The 18,163-nt window shown below is 47.0% G+C and carries 16 protein-coding genes and 1 pseudogene; all 17 read right to left on the bottom strand.

The genetic code is table 11. The features are described from left to right. Positions 1 to 70 precede the first annotated feature (70 nt). The gene (locus C7R92_RS20065; RefSeq protein WP_087346699.1) at positions 71 to 937 is read right to left on the bottom strand and encodes a 2-oxoacid:ferredoxin oxidoreductase subunit beta; all 867 of its coding nucleotides are present in this window, start codon (positions 935 to 937) and stop codon (positions 71 to 73) included. Further along, positions 909 to 2,687 carry a 2-oxoacid:acceptor oxidoreductase subunit alpha gene (locus C7R92_RS20060; RefSeq protein WP_106835407.1) on the bottom strand — a complete coding sequence of 593 codons (1,779 nt, stop codon included), beginning with the start codon at positions 2,685 to 2,687 and terminating at the stop codon, positions 909 to 911. The genes C7R92_RS20065 and C7R92_RS20060 overlap by 29 nt, the downstream gene beginning before the upstream one ends. A 193-nt stretch (positions 2,688 to 2,880) precedes the next feature. Continuing rightward, positions 2,881 to 3,819: pseudogene (locus C7R92_RS20055) on the bottom strand (dipeptidase). 108 nt (positions 3,820 to 3,927) lie between these two features. Continuing rightward, complete coding sequence (gene spoVS, locus C7R92_RS20050) at positions 3,928 to 4,188, bottom strand: stage V sporulation protein SpoVS (RefSeq protein WP_003385776.1); 261 nt, start codon at positions 4,186 to 4,188, stop codon at positions 3,928 to 3,930. A 118-nt stretch (positions 4,189 to 4,306) separates the two neighbouring features. Next, positions 4,307 to 5,101 carry a TIGR00282 family metallophosphoesterase gene (locus C7R92_RS20045; RefSeq protein WP_106835406.1) on the bottom strand — a complete coding sequence of 265 codons (795 nt, stop codon included), beginning with the start codon at positions 5,099 to 5,101 and terminating at the stop codon, positions 4,307 to 4,309. 121 nt (positions 5,102 to 5,222) lie between these two features. Next, the gene (gene rny / locus C7R92_RS20040; RefSeq protein ID WP_017249258.1) at positions 5,223 to 6,764 is read right to left on the bottom strand and encodes a ribonuclease Y; all 1,542 of its coding nucleotides are present in this window, start codon (positions 6,762 to 6,764) and stop codon (positions 5,223 to 5,225) included. A gap of 271 nt (positions 6,765 to 7,035) precedes the next feature. Further along, complete coding sequence (locus C7R92_RS20035; protein ID WP_017249259.1) at positions 7,036 to 7,677, bottom strand: RecX family transcriptional regulator; 642 nt, start codon at positions 7,675 to 7,677, stop codon at positions 7,036 to 7,038. A gap of 69 nt (positions 7,678 to 7,746) precedes the next feature. Beyond that, complete coding sequence (gene recA / locus C7R92_RS20030) at positions 7,747 to 8,805, bottom strand: recombinase RecA (RefSeq protein ID WP_017249260.1); 1,059 nt, start codon at positions 8,803 to 8,805, stop codon at positions 7,747 to 7,749. A 167-nt stretch (positions 8,806 to 8,972) separates the two neighbouring features. Continuing rightward, the gene (locus C7R92_RS20025; protein WP_069849194.1) at positions 8,973 to 10,562 is read right to left on the bottom strand and encodes a DEAD/DEAH box helicase; all 1,590 of its coding nucleotides are present in this window, start codon (positions 10,560 to 10,562) and stop codon (positions 8,973 to 8,975) included. A gap of 8 nt (positions 10,563 to 10,570) precedes the next feature. Further along, positions 10,571 to 11,815, bottom strand: a complete 1,245-nt coding sequence (locus C7R92_RS20020) for a competence/damage-inducible protein A (RefSeq protein WP_026043139.1) — start codon at positions 11,813 to 11,815, stop codon at positions 10,571 to 10,573. 107 nt (positions 11,816 to 11,922) lie between these two features. Beyond that, complete coding sequence (pgsA, locus tag C7R92_RS20015; protein ID WP_017249262.1) at positions 11,923 to 12,498, bottom strand: CDP-diacylglycerol--glycerol-3-phosphate 3-phosphatidyltransferase; 576 nt, start codon at positions 12,496 to 12,498, stop codon at positions 11,923 to 11,925. Then, positions 12,499 to 13,845 (bottom strand): 30S ribosomal protein S12 methylthiotransferase RimO, encoded by a 1,347-nt coding sequence (gene rimO / locus C7R92_RS20010; protein ID WP_017249263.1) that lies wholly within the window; start codon positions 13,843 to 13,845, stop codon positions 12,499 to 12,501. It abuts the gene before it with no gap. A 111-nt stretch (positions 13,846 to 13,956) separates the two neighbouring features. Further along, positions 13,957 to 14,856: a helix-turn-helix domain-containing protein gene (locus tag C7R92_RS20005; protein WP_017249264.1), complete on the bottom strand. Its 900-nt coding sequence runs from the start codon at positions 14,854 to 14,856 to the stop codon at positions 13,957 to 13,959. Positions 14,857 to 14,868: 12 nt separating this feature from the next. Next, a complete protein-coding gene (locus C7R92_RS20000) occupies positions 14,869 to 15,648 on the bottom strand; it encodes a YmfK family protein (protein WP_016743377.1) in 780 nt (259 codons plus the stop codon). A 107-nt stretch (positions 15,649 to 15,755) separates the two neighbouring features. Next, on the bottom strand, positions 15,756 to 16,025 hold the full coding sequence (locus C7R92_RS19995; RefSeq protein WP_017249265.1) for a DUF3243 domain-containing protein: 270 nt from the start codon (positions 16,023 to 16,025) through the stop codon (positions 15,756 to 15,758). A gap of 100 nt (positions 16,026 to 16,125) precedes the next feature. Next, the gene (ymfI, locus tag C7R92_RS19990; RefSeq protein ID WP_106835405.1) at positions 16,126 to 16,863 is read right to left on the bottom strand and encodes an elongation factor P 5-aminopentanone reductase; all 738 of its coding nucleotides are present in this window, start codon (positions 16,861 to 16,863) and stop codon (positions 16,126 to 16,128) included. Positions 16,864 to 16,870: 7 nt separating this feature from the next. After that, a complete protein-coding gene (yfmH, locus tag C7R92_RS19985) occupies positions 16,871 to 18,163 on the bottom strand; it encodes an EF-P 5-aminopentanol modification-associated protein YfmH (RefSeq protein ID WP_106835404.1) in 1,293 nt (430 codons plus the stop codon).

Here is an 18,163-nt window from a genome sequence, read left to right as displayed (position 1 = left end):
TCGCCCATGCTGGGCGCACTGTAACAAAAAAACCTCTCCCGTTAAGGAGAGGTTTTTCACTCTATCAAACTTAAGCAAATTCTTTAACCAATTTTTCGAAGTCTTCTTCAGACAAACGAATGTCTTGGTTAACCAAACCTTCTTCTTTGAAGCCATTTACGAGGGCTTCGTAAGGTTTTTGCTCAGTGTTTTGGTAGATCAGACCTGTAATCAGGCCTTTGTATTGCATGGAAGTAGACATTGCTTTGATACGGTCATGTGCATCGTATCCTTCGATCGTGTCTACTGGTACGATGTTCTCTTTGAACCAGTCGTACGTATTTACCTTGTTGTAGGTTACACAAGGGCTGAATACGTTGATCAAGGAGAAGCCTTCGTGTTGGATACCTTTTTCGATCAGTTCAGTCAAGCCCTTCAGATCGCTGGAGAAGGATTGAGCAACGAAAGTCGCACCCACAGACAGCGCCAGTTCAACTGGAGAAATGGAGGACTCGATGGAACCTGCCGGTGTAGACTTGGTCACGAAACCAGTCGCGGAACGCGGGGAGGTTTGACCTTTTGTCAGACCGTAGATTTGGTTATCCATTACGATGTACGTAACGTTCATATTACGACGGATAGCGTGTACAGTATGGCCCATACCGATCGCGAAACCATCCCCGTCACCACCTGCTGCGATAACTGTCAGCTCGCGGTTCGCCATTTTCACACCTTGTGCGATTGGCAGGGAACGTCCGTGAATACCGTGGAAACCATAACAGTTGATGTAGCCGGAAATACGACCAGAGCAACCGATACCGGAAACAACTGCCAGATTTTCAGGTTCCAGACCTACGTTCGCTGCAGCGCGTTGAATAGCCGCTTGGATGGAGAAGTCTCCACAGCCTGGGCACCAGTTTGGCTTTACGTTATTTCGAAACTCTTTCATAGTCGCCATGTTTTACCAGCTCCTTCACTTCAGCATAGATTTCCTTCGGCAGGAATGGGTTACCGTCATATTTAAGCACGGATTCGATTTTTTCAGCGTTTCCAACGTGTTGTTTGAGCAAGCTTGTTACTTGCGCTTGGGCGTTGTGCTCAACAACAACAACTTTCTTCGCTTTATCTACGAGTGCTTTGATTTCTTCAGTTGGGAACGGATGCAGCAAACGGATTTGTGCATGGTTTACTTTCATTCCCTCTTGTTCCAGACGGCCTTTTGCTTCTTGAATGGTACCGATTGTGGAGTTGATACCTACAACCAGAACATCCGCGTCAGCGTGAGGAGCATCTGCTGATACAGCGCCTTTGAAGTTTTTCAGGACGCCTTCCATTTTGCGCATACGTTTATCCATTTGTTGAATACGGTTTGCAGCATTCTCAGATGGACGACCAGTTTGATCATGCTCAACACCAGTTACGTGGTGCAGACCGTATTTTTGACCAGGAATAACACGAGGAGAAACGCCGTCTTCTGTTACTTCATAACGTTTGAACAGGTCGTTTTGCTCTTTTTCTGGCAATTCTTGTCCAGCAAGCAGTTTTCCGCGACGGATTTCTACTTTGCTGTAGTCAAATGGAGTCACTGTTTGTTTACCCAAGGACAATGTCAAGTCTGTCATCAGGATAACAGGCAGTTGGTATTCTTCCGCAATGTTAAACGCTTCAACTGCATCGTAGAAGCACTCTTCTACTGTGCTTGGCGCGATCACTACTTTTGGAATGTCACCGTGTGTACCATAGATCATAGCATTCACATCGGATTGCTCGATTTTGGTAGGCATACCAGTAGATGGGCCACCACGCTGCGTGTTCACGATAACAACTGGTTGTTCCGTGATACCAGCAAGACCAATTGCTTCCATCATCAGGGACAGACCAGGACCTGCTGAAGCAGTCAAGGAACGAGCACCCGCGAAGTTAGCACCGATTGCCATCGTAATAGCAGCAATCTCATCTTCTGTTTGGATAACAGTACCACCCAATTTAGGCAGCTTTTTAATCAAGTATTCCATTACCTCGGAAGCAGGTGTGATCGGGTAAGCTGGCATGAAACGGCAGCCTGCTGCTACAGCACCCAGAGCGATCGCATCGTTACCGATGAGGAACAGTTGCTTTTGTGGATCAGCCTTTTCCATTTGGAACTCAGGCAGTTGACCACCAGTCAATTCATTTACAAAATCAAAACCGCGGCGAATGGCATCCATGTTCTTTTCAACCACTTTTTCGCCCTTGCGGAGGAACATATCTTCAACGATAGGACGGTAGCTTTCCACTGAAATGCCGAGGATGGCACTGGATGCACCAATCGACACCATGTTTTTCATCAGGGAAGTTCCCAACTCATCAGCGATCTCAGTCAGTGGTACAGTGAAGAAGCGAACTGGCTTCAAGCCGTCCGGCAACTTTGGATTAAATTTCGCATCCGCGATAATGATACCGCCTTCACGAAGCTCATGCGCATTGAAATCGATCGTCTCTTGGTCAAACGCTACGAGAATGTCCAGATCGTCAGAGATCGCACGCATTGGCGTTGTGCTCACGCGAATTTTATTGTTCGTGTGTCCACCCTTAATACGGGAAGAGAAGTGACGGTAGCTATACAGATGGTACCCCATCCGGTTCATCGCCATCGAGAAAATCTCACCAGTACTCTCGATGCCCTCCCCTTGCTGTCCTCCAACTTTCCAGGAAAGTTGACTAATCATTCAGATTCCACCCTTTCAGTGACTGTGAGAAAAGCTGCCTATCACACCTTGAAAATACTGATAAGATGTGACATTTCTGTGCATAGACAGTAACAATTGTAGTCCTGTCCATGTCAAATTGCAAGTGCTTTTACTCAACTTACTTTTGACCTGAATTTTAATGTTGAACTTGGTACATTAATATCCTCATGCTTTATTGTAGCACGTTTCCGAAAACACGCAACCAATTTCCTTGCACAAATTTCAATACTTTCGCCTCTTTATAACGTTTTAACAAACTTTCTAGTAACTGGGAGTAATCTGCCGCAGATGACATGTCTCCAAACGTCTCGGTAATACCATCGAAATCGGAGCCAAAACCTACGTGATCTACGCCACCTAACGCGCAGATGTGATCCAAGTGGCGCAGCAAGTCATCGATCCAAACCGTGCGCTTCTCCGGTACGGTAAAGAAGTCTACAAACGTCAAGCCGATCGCGCCATCTTTGGCGATTAACGCTTGAATTTGATCGTCCGTCAAATTGCGAGAGTGATTGCATATGCTTCTCACGTTCGAATGCGAAGCGATCACTGGTGCTTTCGAGCATTCTAGTACATCCCAGAATCCTGGATCGGCCAAATGCGAAACATCAATGATCATCCCCAGCCGATTCATTTCTTCTATGACTTCTCGTCCAAATGAAGTAAGTCCACCTGGATTCGGCTCTCCATTTCCACTCGCTAGGGCATTGCCATGATTCCAGGTCAGCGTCATTCCTCTTACACCAAGCCGGAACCACGTACGTAGCAGAACCAGACTCTCTTCTAATGCATGCGCGCCTTCTACAAACAGAATAGCCCCTTTCTGTCCCTTTAATACGCATTCAGCCAAATCTGCCTTTGTGAAAATGGGCCGGAATTTATCACTGGCCACCTCTTAATAAAAAATATCGATCATTTCTAGTACCGTATGAAAACGACGTCCAAACGGCACCTGAGAAGGGACGAAACAGGCAAGCACTTGTATGTCTACATTCCCTTTTTCAAGGGCGGTAAAACCCGTTTGCAAGAGCTTGTCTTCTTTATAAAAGTCCAAATCAGGGTTCTGCCATAGCTTACATAATACATCGCTATGCGCATCAAAGATTTTCATATGGAAACGCTCCTTCTCATCGATAACTTCGGAGGTTATACTTCTGGACAAACGAAAAAACCTGTTCATTCTTCGAACAAACAGGCAGGTGAAGCATTTGCAGTTGTATCATCTGGGTTCTACGATTAATTTGATTGCAGTTCGTTCTTCTCCATCAATCACGATGTCGGTAAAGGCTGGAATACAAATGAGGTCAACTCCACTCGGCGCTACGAACCCTCGTGCGATTGCTACTGCCTTCACAGCTTGATTAAGCGCCCCAGCACCAATGGCTTGGATCTCAGCGGCTCCTCGTTCACGAAGAACTCCGGCAAGGGCACCAGCAACGGAATTGGGGTTAGACTTTGCTGAAACTTTTAATACTTCCATCCTTTTTGAACCTCCCGTCTGATAGGAATCCTGTCATCATTAGAATGATATTCGCATAACCCCTAAAAATTCCTGCTAACTCGCTTGAAAGATTCAAAAAATTCTAATCTTATTCTCATTATTCCATAAACGGATGGTCAGAGTCAATTCTGATTCGTTCCATTTTTTTCGCATGCCCACTCGTTTTATCTAGAGTAATCAGCACTGCATTCAACTGCGCAGGATCTGGCGCTACCTCAAAGCGAACAGGGAGCTGCGTCAAAAATTTCTTAATAACTGCTTCGCGTTCCATCCCCAAAATGCCGTTACTTGGGCCACACATTCCCACATCACACAAAAATCCGGTTCCTTGAGGCAAAATACGTTCATCAGCGGTTTGCACATGGGTATGCGTCCCCACGACCGCTGTTACCTTCCCATCTAGGTACCATGACATAGCTTGCTTCTCCGATGTAGCTTCTGCATGAAAGTCTACAAAAATGAACTTCGTACGCTTCCGAGCTTGCTCTACTAGCTTGTCAGCCATTTGAAATGGACAGTCGAGCGGTGGCAAGAACGTACGCCCCATCAAATTAATGACAGCTAGTTCCCCTTCTGGTTGTTTGATGTATGTAATCCCTTTTCCGGGAGCCCCTTCTGGGAAGTTCGCGGGTCTAATCATCCGCGGCTCATCATCAATAAAATCGAAAATTTCTCTTTGGTCCCACGTATGATTCCCGAGCGTAATCGCGTGAACACCCCACTCGAAAAGCTCCTTGGTAATTTTCTCTGTGATCCCGCGACCATGCGCAGCGTTCTCTCCATTTGCTACGATAAAGGTAGGGCTGTATTTTCGTTTCAGTAACGGCAAATATGTTTTCACGATCTCTCTGCCAGGCGAGCCCATAATATCTCCAATGAATAACAACTTCATTACCAAATCACCTCATTGCTAGTATACACAATTCCTCTGCTCATTAGAAAACTTGACTTCGTCAAGCATTTGGTGTGTCCTTCGTTGCGCTACAAAAAAAGTAAAGTGGCACGCAGCCACTTTACTTTGCATACTCAACTGCCCGTGTTTCACGGATAACCGTTACTTTAATATGACCTGGGTAGTCAAGTTCATTTTCAATTCGTTTCGTGATATCCCGTGCCAGACGGGTAGCTTCCGCATCGTCAATCTTATCAGGTTGAACCATCACGCGAATTTCGCGTCCTGCTTGAATCGCATAAGACTTTTCTACGCCATCGAACGACTCAGAGATCTCTTCCAGTTTCTCCAAACGTCTGATATATGTTTCCAATGTCTCACGGCGTGCACCTGGGCGTGCGGCAGACAGAGCGTCAGCAGCTCCCACGAGCATAGCAATGACGGAAGTTGGTTCGGTATCACCGTGATGAGACGCAATACTGTTCACTACTACGTGGTGCTCATTGTACTTCTTAGCCAGTTCAACACCGATTTCAACGTGTGAACCTTCTACTTCATGGTCAATTGCTTTTCCGATATCATGCAGCAAACCTGCACGTTTGGCCAGCTTCACATCTTCTTTCAGTTCTGCCGCCATTAAACCGGCGAGATGTGCCACTTCCATAGAGTGCTTCAGTACGTTTTGACCGTAGCTTGTACGATAACGCAAGCGTCCGAGAATCTTGATCAGATCTGGATGCAAGCCGTGAACGCCTGTTTCAAACGTTGCTTGCTCACCGTATTCACGGATTCGCTCGTCTACCTCGCGACGTGCTTTTTCCACCATTTCCTCGATGCGAGCTGGGTGAATGCGGCCGTCTGCGACCAGTTTATCTAACGCTGTCTTGGCGATTTCCCGACGAATCGGATCGAAGCCAGACAGGATGACTGCTTCTGGAGTATCGTCAATAATCAGATCGATACCAGTCAACGTTTCCAGGGCACGAATGTTACGTCCTTCGCGTCCGATAATACGTCCCTTCATCTCATCATTTGGCAACGTAACCACAGAAACGGTTGTTTCTGCTACGTGGTCTGCTGCACAACGTTGAATGGAGGTCGTAATGATCTCACGAGCACGCTTGTCCGCTTCTTCCTTGGCCTGAGTCTCAATCTCCTTGATCATCACAGCCATTTCGTGACGGACGGTATTCTCCACATCAGTCAGAATGATCGTCTTCGCCTCATCCTGCGTCAAGCCGGAGATTCGTTCTAGCTCTGATACTTGTTCTTTATATAAGTGCTCTACCTTGCTTTGCAGTTCTGCGATGGTACGGTCACGCTCAGACAATTCTTCTTCTTTGCGCTCCAGCTGTTCCATCTTGCGGTCCAACGATTCTTCTTTTTGTAGAATTCGTCGTTCCTGACGCTGGATCTCATTGCGTCTCTCACGCAATTCGGTTTCCGCTTCGGATCGAAGCTTGAACACTTCATCCTTTGCTTCCAGCACCTTCTCCTTCTTAACGGCTTCGGCGTCCCGTTTAGCTTCCTCCACGATCTGTCGTGCAGCTTCTTCTGCACTGGAGATCTTCGCTTCCGCAATCGATTTACGAGTGAAGTAGCCTGCACCCAAGCCGATCAGCAGGGCAACGAGCACAATGACAACAGTAAGTATAGGATCCATAGGCTTTTTCGTTTCACCTCCTTATTGTAAGACATCTCCCCGCTTTCCAAGCATTTGTTTTCCATGGAGTGCTCTCACATTTGAACATTCGGCTAAAAAACAAGACCGATTTACTCGGTCCGCTGAATCCGTACAGCTTTCGCACGGTTTTTCAGTTGTTTCATAGGCAACGAGTGAGCAAATCACAAAAGTTATGATACACCAAGTAAATACAAACCTATTTTATTATTTGTGAACAAGAATTGTCAAGATCATGCAAATAGAGTTGGCTCTAACTATCGCTTCTATGACGCAATTCTTCACGCATTTGTTGAATGATCGCATGGGAGAATCCCTTGCGCATCAGCATAGATAGCAGCTTGCGCTCTTCATCGGGGTTCGGTGCACCCTCTATACGCCGCGCCTTCTTCTCTATCAATGCGCGGGCAGCATCTAGTTCAGCCTGCCTAGACACGCCACGTACTGCGTCCTCTACAATCGCTCTGTCCACTCCACGCTGGGTAAGCTCCATACGCAGCATATACGGGCTCCTCGGCTTCAAACGCAATCGCTCGTCTACCCATTGCTTCGCAAATGCTTCATCATCGATGTAGCCGTGATCCTTGCAGCGCTGGCATATCTCTTCTGCAATCTGTGGCGAAAATCCCTTTTCTATCAAATAAGAATGCAGCTGACTGCTTGTTCGCGGGCGTATGCCGAGATATCGCAATGCACCTAAATACGCTTTATGCTTTTCTTCTGCTATCAGGACTTCTCGGCAAAAAGCTTCATCTAATTCTGTTCCCTTAAATAGGTTGTACTTTACCAGTATGTCTTCGTGTACGGTAATGGCATACTCGCCTTCGACATCGATATGGTAGCGTTGCTTTTGTTTGATATCTCGATGAACGGCAGTGATCAGGCCGCTCTTCATGATGATTCACTCCTTCGCAAAGCTAAAATAACAGCCTGTCTCATCGACAGGCTGCTCTTCTACTCTTCATTACTCCAGATCAAATGTAGGCTCTTCATCTTGCTCTGGGTCATTTACTGCTTCACCTTCTGGAACAGAACCAGGGTTTAGGCTGAAGTATTCGCGCACCTTTGTTTCAATCTGTGATGCAATGTGCGGATTTTCTTTCAGGAAGACTTTCGAATTCTCTCTACCTTGGCCGAGACGCTCCTCATTGAAGGAGTACCATGCGCCACTCTTTTGAACCACATCGATCTCGGAACCGATGTCGAGAATGCTACCTTCTCTGGAAATACCTTCGCCGTACATGATATCCACTTCAGCAACCTTGAATGGTGGTGCTACTTTATTTTTGACGACTTTGATCTTCGTCTTGCTTCCCAAAATGTCGTTGCCAACTTTGATAGATTCCGCTTTACGAACGTCCAAGCGAACACTCGCGTAGAACTTCAAAGCGCGTCCACCCGGAGTTGTTTCTGGGTTACCGAACATAACTCCCACTTTTTCACGAAGCTGGTTGATGAAGATGGCAATCGTTTTGGACTTGTTGATGGCGCCGGACAGCTTGCGGAGTGCTTGGGACATCAAGCGTGCTTGCAAACCTACGTGGGAATCTCCCATCTCGCCTTCGATCTCTGCTTTTGGTACGAGTGCCGCAACGGAGTCGACTACGATAATGTCTACCGCACCAGAGCGAACCAGTGCTTCCGCGATCTCCAAAGCTTGCTCACCAGTGTCTGGTTGGGACAACAGCAATTCATCGATGTTCACACCCAGCTTCGCAGCGTAAACCGGATCCAAGGCATGCTCAGCATCGATAAACGCAGCTTGTCCACCCTGTCTTTGAACTTCTGCGATGGCATGAAGCGCTACTGTTGTTTTACCAGAAGACTCTGGTCCGTAAATCTCAACAATCCGTCCGCGTGGGAACCCACCCACACCAAGTGCAATATCAAGAGCAAGTGCACCGCTAGAAGCCGTAGAAATCTGGATGTTGGATACTTCTCCCAACTTCATAATGGAACCTTTTCCGAATTGCTTTTCTATTTGACGCAATGCACTCTCCAAAGCTGCGCGACGATCTGACAAATGGTACACACCCTTTCAATTTTCGCATCTCTTTTGCTTGTCTTCATCATACCTCGAGACAGAAGTGTTTGCCAAGTATTTTTTACGAACAAATATTCGCATCGTAAAAAAGCAGCCATTTCCTGATTGTTCCCAGAGAAATGACTGCTTTGTGTAATACTCTCTAATTAGGAACGCTTCGCTCCGCGAGGCTTTGCAGGCTCCAGATTGATTCGTTTTCCGTTGATACGTGTTTGACGCAGTGACTCATATACGAATGCCGCTACCTCTTCCGGAACCTCAACAAATGTGAAGTTCTCGAAAATGTCGATGCGACCTACTGATTTTCCTGGGATACCCACAGATTCAGAGATCTCGCGTACCAGATCCTGTGGCTTCATGTTCGCATTGCGGCCTACGTTCAGGAAGAAGCGAACCATGCCTTTTGCTGCGCCTGTCTCACCAAAGTTGTACGCTTCTACTTCCTGCCCTTGTCCCGCTTCGGTATGGAATGCCAGGTGCAATGCAGCAGCTGCTACTTTTTCAGCCGGGTATTGACCTACGAGAGCATCCGCTACTTTTTGATACATATCCGCGATTGCATCGCTTTCCAAAAGGCTAGTCAATTGTTCACGCAATTGCTCTTGTTTGCGCTCAGCCACTTCCTCCAAGGAAGGAACATTGCGAGAGAGCACTTGTGCTTTTGTCTGCTTTTGGATAAACATCATTTGTCTTACTTCACGCGGCGTAACCAGCGTCATCGCAATTCCTTTGCGACCTGCGCGACCAGTACGGCCAATACGGTGTACGTAGCTCTCAGAGTCTTGTGGAATATCGTAGTTGATTACGTGAGAGACGTTTCCTACGTCGATACCGCGTGCTGCTACGTCAGTCGCGATCAAGAATTCAATCGAGCCCTCACGGAACGCATTCATGACCTTGTCACGTTGTGCCTGTGACAAGTCACCATGCAATCCGTCCGCAAGGTATCCGCGGGATTGCAGCACTTCGGACAACTCATCTACGCCGCGCTTAGTGCGGCAGAAAATGATACCCAGCTCGACATCCTCACTGTCCAAGATGCGGCAGAGGCTCTCTACTTTGTTACGGTCAAACACTTTGTAGTATACCTGTTCGATCAATGGTGCCGTTACTTCTTCACGGCTAACCGCGATCGTTTGCGGTTGTTTCATGTAACGGGTAGCCAAACGCTTGATTTCTGGCGGCATGGTCGCAGAGAACAGCAAGGTTTGACGCTCTTCCGGCATATGTGTGATGATCGTTTCGATATCTTCGATGAAGCCCATGTCCAGCATTTCATCCGCTTCATCCAAAACGAGTGTATGTACGTTATCCAGCTTCAATGTTTTTCGGCGCAAGTGGTCCATAACACGGCCAGGAGTACCTACAACGATTTGTACACCTTGGCGCAGTGCACGAATTTGATGTCCGATCGATTGTCCGCCATAGATTGGCAGCGTACGAACTTTGTTATATTTCGAGATGCGCAAGAGCTCTCCCGCAACCTGGATAGCCAGCTCACGAGTTGGGGTCAGCACGATCGCTTGTACACGATTGGCAGGCGTAATCTTTTCTACAAGTGGAATCCCGAATGCAGCAGTCTTACCAGTACCTGTCTGTGCTTGACCAATCAGGTCTCCGCCATCCAGAACTTTTGGGATGCAAGCTGCCTGAATCGGTGATGGCTCCTCGAAGCCCATATCGTGAATCGCTTGCAGAATAGATTTATGTAAAGGAAAATCGGAAAAAATCGTCATGAAAAAAATCACCTTTCTTTTTGCATTTGCAGCGCATAAAACAACGCGTATTTAGCGGCACGCCCAACGATTGCATGCCTTCTTCCGGCAAGGCGCAGCTCTTTTACAACTGTAGGCATTCCTTCTGCCGCGATCCCTACGTAAACAAGGCCAACAGGCTTGCCCTCGGAAGGATCGGGTCCAGCCACTCCCGTAACAGAAATCCCGTAAGTAGCCCCCAGCTTTTCTCGTACATGTTCAGCCAGCAATTGAGCTGTTTTCTCACTGACTGCCCCATCTGTTTGCAAAATGGAATCAGGTACTTCGAGCAGCTGATTTTTCACTTCATTGGTGTAGCAGACTACCCCTCCACGAAACACTTGCGAGCTTCCCGGCACAGAGGTAATCAACGAGGCAATTGCTCCTCCTGTGCAGCTTTCTGCACAAGCAATCGTCTCATTTCTCTTTTTTAGCTCAGAAACCAGCACATCATGCAGCGACGAATTCTCACCCATCCCGTACATATACTGGCCAACACGGCTGAGAATTTCTTTTTCTACAGGTAAGATTAGGGCTTCCCCTTCTTCGACTGTAGCAGCTCTTGCCGTAATCCGCAGCGTTACTTCGAATTCTTTGGCGTATGGCGCGATCGTTGGATTGTCCTGCTTTTCGATCAGATCGAGCAGTTTTTCCTCCAAGGCAGATTCGCCTATTCCGTAGAACCGGAGTACATGAGAATGAAACACTTGTTTTTCTGGGAGCAAATCGTTCAAGTAAGGCATCACGTAATTCTCCACCATTGGATACAGCTCGCTTGGTGGTCCAGGCAACAGCACGAACGTACTACTGTCATGACGGATCGCCATCCCCGGCGCCATCCCGAAATCGTTGGAGAATACATGGCTGCCAGAAAGCACCAGCGCCTGCTTACGATTGTTCTCCGTCATGACAATCCCACGTTGCAAAAAGAATTTTTCAATTCTCTCCATGGCCTCTGGATTCGTTTCCAATCCAATGCCTACATGCCCCGCCAAGGTTTCTTTCGTCAAATCATCTTGAGTCGGCCCTAGCCCACCCGTGAAAATGACGAGATCAGATCGCCCTGATGCCAATCGAATCACTTGTAGCAATCGCTCCGTATTGTCTCCCACAACCGTATGAAAGTAAACTCCCACGCCAATTTCCGCCAGCTTCTGAGAAAGAAACTGTGCGTTGGTGTTAGCGATCTGGCCTAACAAAAGTTCGGTACCTACCGCAATAATCTCCGCTCTCATCTTCCTCATCCATTCTCTTTGAGAGTAGAAAAGCCTCTAAACTAATAGTTTATCACTTGCAAACGCTCAAGAGAAGAGTCTTGTGAAAAAAGAGACCAATACCCGCATTACGAGTATTGGATCACGTTACGATTTTTCGCAAAGTAGTCGTACCCGGAGTAAATCGTGATGATCACCATCGCCCAAGTAGCTACTTCGTCGAACGGAATGCCGAAGAACTCAAATGGGAAGTTGCGAATCATGACAGCCGTAATCGCTACGATCTGCACCCATGTTTTCAGTTTACCCAATGCACTCGCAGCAATTACCTGTCCTTCTGCCGCTGCAACTAGTCGTAGACCCGTTACCGCAAACTCCCGGCTGATAATGACAATCGCAATCCACGCTTCCAGACGTTGCATCTCTACAAGTGAAATGAGTGCTGCGGAAATCAACAGCTTATCAGCAAGCGGATCCAGAAACTTCCCCAAGTTCGTCACGATTTTATTTTTCCGTGCAATATAACCGTCGAGTCCGTCCGTACTGGCTGCTAGGATAAACACCAAAGCCGCAATCAGCTCGTTATACGTCATCGTCAGGCTGCCAATCGAAAATGTCCCGATGTTGTAACGCACCAGCATAAAAAACATAACTACCGGCACCAGAAAGATCCTGGCGAGTGTGATGCGGTTGGCGAGATTCAACTAGACTACCTCCCCGGCTAAATCGTATTCATAGGAGTGTGTAATTTTTACTTTTACGATGGTGCCCAGTTCGCCTTTAAAACCTGTGACGAATACTTCACCATCGATTTCCGGAGCGTCATACTGTGTTCGACCTACATAAATATCGTTACGTCCTTCGTAACGTTCAATCAAAATATCCAAGACTTGACCGACAAAGCGTCCGTTGCGATCTCCGGCTACTTCACGTTGAATTTCCATCAGCATGTTCGCACGTTTTTCCTTAAGCTCTTCGTCAACGTGGTCAGGCAGACGAGAAGCTGGAGTGTCATCCTCGTTGGAGTAAGTAAACACACCCAGTCGATCAAAGCGAATATCCTTCACAAACTCGCTCAGGCGCTCGAAGTCTTCCTCTGTTTCCCCTGGGAATCCTACGATCAAAGAGGTACGCAGTGCCACATCTGGAACCTGTGCGCGAATTTTTGCTACCAGCGCACGAATGTCCGTCTGTCTTCCCGGGCGACGCATTCTTTTCAGAATATGGTCTTCGGAGTGCTGCAAAGGCATATCTACGTATTTGCACACTTTTGGATTGGTAGCAAAGGTGTGGATCAATTCATCCGTGAAAAATCCAGGATATGCGTAGTGAAGACGAATCCACTCGATGCCCTCGACTTCTGCCAGGCGGTTTAAAAGTTCAGGAAGCATCAGTTTTCCATCGTAAATATCCGTTCCGTAGTTCGTAGAATCTTGTGCGATCAGGCTCACTTCTACGATACCTTGAGCAGCCAAATGACGCGCTTCTTCTACGATGGACTCGATTGTACGACTGCGGAATCCCCCACGCATCAAAGGAATCGAGCAGAACGTACAGGCGTTGTCACAACCCTCGGCAATTTTAATATATGCGGAGTATGTGCCTTCTTTTACTTTCCGCTTCACTACATCTTCGTACGTAAAAATGGGATTTCCTACAAAAATCGGTCGCTTGCCCTCTAGAGATTCTTCGATAATACCTGTAATCGACATAAAATCGCCTGTTCCGACAATACCGTCCACCTCAGGAATCTCATTCAAGATATCCTCTTTGTAACGTTGTGTGAGACAGCCTGCCACCACAAGCGATTTCAGTTTGCCGGATTCCTTCAATTCACCCATTTCCAGAATCTTATTGACGGATTCTTCCTTGGCTGCATCGATGAAACCGCAGGTATTGACGATGACCACAGTTGCTTCTTCCGGGTTATCAACCAGTTCATAACCTTTTTCATCTATCAGATGGGCCATCATGTCCGAATCAACGAGATTCTTTTCACAGCCCAGCGTAACAATCGCTACTTTTTCACGCGTGCCTACCTTCTCTGTCATCTTTTTTCCTCCAATTGGTCACACCAACCCATATTACACCTATCCAGTATAATATAAGCCTAAAGGAAGTGTCAAAAAAGAGAAAAGTACGAAAGGCAAGCATACGCTTGCCTACTGGGTGACCGCCTCTTTAACTTTCATCGTAATATTAGACGGCATTGATTTCATTTTAGACGTGTCTACCAAGACTCCATTAACCTTCAATTCCACTACAGTCGGTTTGCCCAAACGAATATAAGCTGATTTCCCCAGCTCAATCGTTTTTTCCTGATCCTTCTTGAGCGTGCCCTGCTCAACATAAGTTTTGCCTTTTCCTTCCGAAATACCAAACCAGCTTGTTTCTGCTTTCACCTTCAAATAAACCGTGATTTTTTCTCCACCTTGCAAGGAATAATTATACATTGATCCTTGCTGCGATTCGAATGTGATGGTTGCCTGAGGAGTTTCTGTAACGGTCTCAGGTGGGTTTGTTCCTGTTTCAGGATTCGGTGTGGTAATAGAAGGCGGCTTCGGTTGTTGAGCAATCGGGGATGTTCCCGCTCCACCACCATTGCCAGGCGTGACAATCTCTGCTCCAGGGTTAACTGTTCCACCCGGCACTGGCTGAGTCATCTGATTTCCGTTGTTGTTGACGACAGCGAAATAAATAACCCCGATAATCAAGGCAATAAACAAGACGAGCAAGGTCTTGGTAACCCATCGCCCCGCTTGTAATGGATTGTTCGCTGAAGCAACTCGTCTGCGACGCAGTCGTTCTACTTGCTCTGTAGGTGGCTGGGCCGGCAAATCGGACTGAAAGTGAGTCAGGATGTGGTTCGGGTCTAGACCGACAGCTTCCGCATAACTCTTTATAAATGCACGCGCGTAAAAGTGGCCAGGAAGTACATGAAAATGACCCCTTTCAATAGCTTCCAAATATCGCCGCTGTATCTTGGTGATACGTTGGATGTCGTCGAGCGTGATTCCTTTTTCTTCGCGGGCCCTTTGTAGGACTTGACCTAGCTCAGACACAGCTGCCCCTCCTTAATTCATTTCGAAATTATCAAAGCCGCGATTGTTGATAAGCTCATATGTAATCTCTTCATCCGGATGATGACGCAGCTCAATAATGTAATGGAAATCATCAAGTTGGTACTCAGATTCCCTTACGAATATATCCGGATGCTCAATGATTTTTGCGGCAGGAAAGTTCATAATTTCCCGAAGCAAGGTGAAGTGCTTTTCTGTCGATCGCAGCGTTGAGACAATTCCATCTATCAAATATACATGATCTGTAGACATTTCATCAATGGCTAAGGAACTACGCACCGTCTGGCGCAACAAAGTAGAGGAAATGAATGTCCAACGTTTATTGGCGGATACGCTGGCAGCAATCATCGATTCAGTCTTCCCTACGCGAGGCATGCCACGAATCCCGATGAGCTGATGACCTTCCTTCTTCAGGATTTCTGCCATGAAATCGACCAACAAGCCCAGCTCCTCACGAACAAAACGAAACGTTTTTTTGTCCTCGCTATCCCGTTCAATATAGCGACCGTGACGCACAGCCAAGCGATCCAGCATTGTCGGGGGACGTAACCTCGTTATGGTTATGTTGTCCATTTTTTGCACAACGTTGCGCAAAACCTCCATTTTTTCATCATCATCGGTCAAGAGCAGCATACCTCGACGCATGGTATCCACACCATTGATCGTCACGATATTAATGTTCAACATCCCCAGAATAGAAGATACGTCCCCTAAGAGACCGGGACGGTTACGGGCAATCTCATACTCCATGTACCATTCTTTCTTCGCTTCCATATGCAATCCTCTCCGCCAACCAGAATTCTCTTCTTATGTAGTATATCACGTTCGTTTCATTCGACAATCGCGAAAAGAAAAATCCCCAAAAGTAGGGGATTTGATTGCTAGCTGCCAGCGTTCGCATCATTGCGATTCTGAACAAGCTTCACCATGAGTGATGCCAAAGCTTGTTGCTGCTGTTGATCACCTGCGTCCCACAGCTGTTTCAACAGACGCTCCTGATCGTTTTTCGGGTCTACTTGCTCAGACAGATAGCTACCGATTTGATAAGCTACATTTTGAAGCGTATCGCTTTCCATCCCGGATTGTTTCGCTTGTTCTACCCGATCTCCGAGAAACGCTTTCCAGTCGCTGAAATTGTCAAGAATCGACATAGGGAAATTCCCTCCTTTTGTACGTTGCGAACAGATTTGCTGCCCACACAAAAGGTAGAATTCCATCATTTCTCGTATTTTATTCATGCATACTTCTCTTCTACGTGTACCACCCACCGTTTGGACTAATCACTTGCCCCGTCACATAACTGGAATCCGCCGAAAGCAAAAAGCGCACGACTGCGGCTACCTCATATGGTTGTCCAAGACGGTTGGCCGGTATTTCTTCCGCGATCATTTCCATTTCATCTGGAGCAAAGCGCTCCATCATTCCACCAGCAATAGCCCCAGGAGCGACTGCATTTACCGTGATTCCGTTTGGGGCCATTTCCTTTGCCAGGGCTTTGGTGAACGTATTGACTGCTCCTTTGGTCATGGAATACAGCACTTCACATGAACCGCCTGTCAGTCCCCAAATGGAAGAAATGTTAACGATACGCCCATACCTTGCGCGCAGCATGGCCGGAACAGCAGCTTGACAGACCAAAAAAGCGGAACGAACATTAAGAGCCATGAGCTCATCGAATTTCTCGACAGTCACATCCGTAAATAAGCCGACATCATCCACAGAGGCATTGTTTACGATCAATAATGGTGCAACCTGCATCTGAGCAAACATCGCCGTAATTTGCTGTGGATCCCGTAGATCAGCTTGGAGGATGACGTACGGAACACCCCGCTCCTGGCATTTTTGCACCAACGGCTCCAATTTTTCTTTATTTCGATTGTAATGCAGATAAAGGGGAACCCCCGCATCAATCAGGTAGGCACCGATCGCCTGCCCGATCTCTCCGGAAGCTCCCGTAATTAACGCCCATGGCGTCTCTTGCTTGAACATGAATACATTACTCCTGTGGCGAAGCGGAACGAACGATGGAAACAGCCATCTGCTCGATTAAAAAATGCTCCTTCAAACGTTTTTCCACATCTTCGCGTGTGATCGACTCCAAGGTTGGCACTACGGAAAACAGATCATTTCCGTTAAATTTGAAGCTGGTAAACTGGTTAGCGATAAACTCCACGGAGTTTAGAGAACGCAGGAAGTTTCCGATTTTTTTACGCTTCGCACGCTCAAAGTCATCTTGGGCTATACCGTTTTGCTTCAACTGTTCGATTTCTGCTTTGATCGTTTCCACTAAACGCTCTGGATCAGGTGTATCTCCACCAATGATCGTATACGCATAATCCTGCTCGCTGCTGTAGTCAAAATCAAAGCTTTCCGTAATCAGCTCACTGTCATACAAACGCTCATAGACAGCGGAGCTTGTGCCGAACGCGATGTCCAATACCAGTTTAGTAGTCAACTCGCGTTTTAACAAGGCTTCCTTGGTTAGACCGTTTTCCTTTTCCTTGATTCCGATCATGCATTTGGGCAAGCCAACTGTTAGAAACGCTTCTACTTTCGCTTCCGCTGGAGCTGATGGCTCTTCTGGAAAAACGCGCGTGATTTGTGGCGCAGGAGCAAACTCCTTTGCTCCCTGATTTTCACGAATGAGCTTCATGATCGCTTCTGGTTCGAAGGAACCCACGACCAATAGGAGCATATTGGCAGGATGATAAAACGTTTCATAGCACTGATACAAATATTCTTTTGTAATATGAGAGATCGTCTCGATCGTACCCGCAATCTCAATGTTAATCGGATACTTTTGGTACATGGCCTTCAAGAGGTTCATGTACACCTTCCAGTCAGGATTGTCATCGTACATGGTGATTTCCTGGCCAATGATTCCTTTTTCCTTTTCTACACTGGCATCTGTAAAATATGGGTCCTGCACATAATCGAGCAGCAGATTCAGATTGTCATCTAGCTTATCTGTGCACGAAAACAAATAAGCGGTACGATTGAAGCTCGTGAATGCATTACAGCTCGCCCCGTTTTTACTGAATTCGTGCATGACATCCCGATCTTTCTTCTCAAACATTTTGTGCTCAAGAAAATGCGCAATGCCGTCGGGAACATTGATTTCTTCCCCGCTTCGAGTGCGGAAATGGCTGTCAATGGAGCCGTAACGCGTAGTGAACACAGCGTATGTTTTGCTGAAGCCCTGTTTGGGAACCAGATAAACTTGCAATCCATTTTGGAGAGTTTCATGATATACCGTTTCATTTACTTGTTCAAAGACAGTGGTCTGCAT

The sequence above is a fragment of the Brevibacillus porteri genome (assembly GCF_003013475.1).
Lineage (GTDB): Bacteria > Bacillota > Bacilli > Brevibacillales > Brevibacillaceae > Brevibacillus > Brevibacillus porteri.
This window is presented reverse-complemented; position numbering and strand designations above follow the sequence as displayed.

What these genes read in the sequence shown, in the direction of transcription:
- C7R92_RS20065 (WP_087346699.1), bottom strand. Translation starts at nt 937, where the DNA reads ATGGCGACTATGAAAGAGTTTCGAAATAACGTAAAGCCAAACTGGTGC.
- C7R92_RS20060 (WP_106835407.1), bottom strand. Translation starts at nt 2,687, where the DNA reads ATGATTAGTCAACTTTCCTGGAAAGTTGGAGGACAGCAAGGGGAGGGC.
- spoVS (WP_003385776.1), bottom strand. Translation starts at nt 4,188, where the DNA reads ATGGAAGTATTAAAAGTTTCAGCAAAGTCTAACCCCAATTCCGTTGCT.
- C7R92_RS20045 (WP_106835406.1), bottom strand. Translation starts at nt 5,101, where the DNA reads ATGAAGTTGTTATTCATTGGAGATATTATGGGCTCGCCTGGCAGAGAG.
- rny (WP_017249258.1), bottom strand. Translation starts at nt 6,764, where the DNA reads ATGGATCCTATACTTACTGTTGTCATTGTGCTCGTTGCCCTGCTGATC.
- C7R92_RS20035 (WP_017249259.1), bottom strand. Translation starts at nt 7,677, where the DNA reads ATGAAGAGCGGCCTGATCACTGCCGTTCATCGAGATATCAAACAAAAG.
- C7R92_RS20025 (WP_069849194.1), bottom strand. Translation starts at nt 10,562, where the DNA reads ATGACGATTTTTTCCGATTTTCCTTTACATAAATCTATTCTGCAAGCG.
- C7R92_RS20020 (WP_026043139.1), bottom strand. Translation starts at nt 11,815, where the DNA reads ATGAGAGCGGAGATTATTGCGGTAGGTACCGAACTTTTGTTAGGCCAG.
- rimO (WP_017249263.1), bottom strand. Translation starts at nt 13,845, where the DNA reads ATGACAGAGAAGGTAGGCACGCGTGAAAAAGTAGCGATTGTTACGCTG.
- C7R92_RS20000 (WP_016743377.1), bottom strand. Translation starts at nt 15,648, where the DNA reads ATGGAAGCGAAGAAAGAATGGTACATGGAGTATGAGATTGCCCGTAAC.
- C7R92_RS19995 (WP_017249265.1), bottom strand. Translation starts at nt 16,025, where the DNA reads ATGTCGATTCTTGACAATTTCAGCGACTGGAAAGCGTTTCTCGGAGAT.
- ymfI (WP_106835405.1), bottom strand. Translation starts at nt 16,863, where the DNA reads ATGTTCAAGCAAGAGACGCCATGGGCGTTAATTACGGGAGCTTCCGGA.
- yfmH (WP_106835404.1), bottom strand. Translation starts at nt 18,163, where the DNA reads ATGCAGACCACTGTCTTTGAACAAGTAAATGAAACGGTATATCATGAA.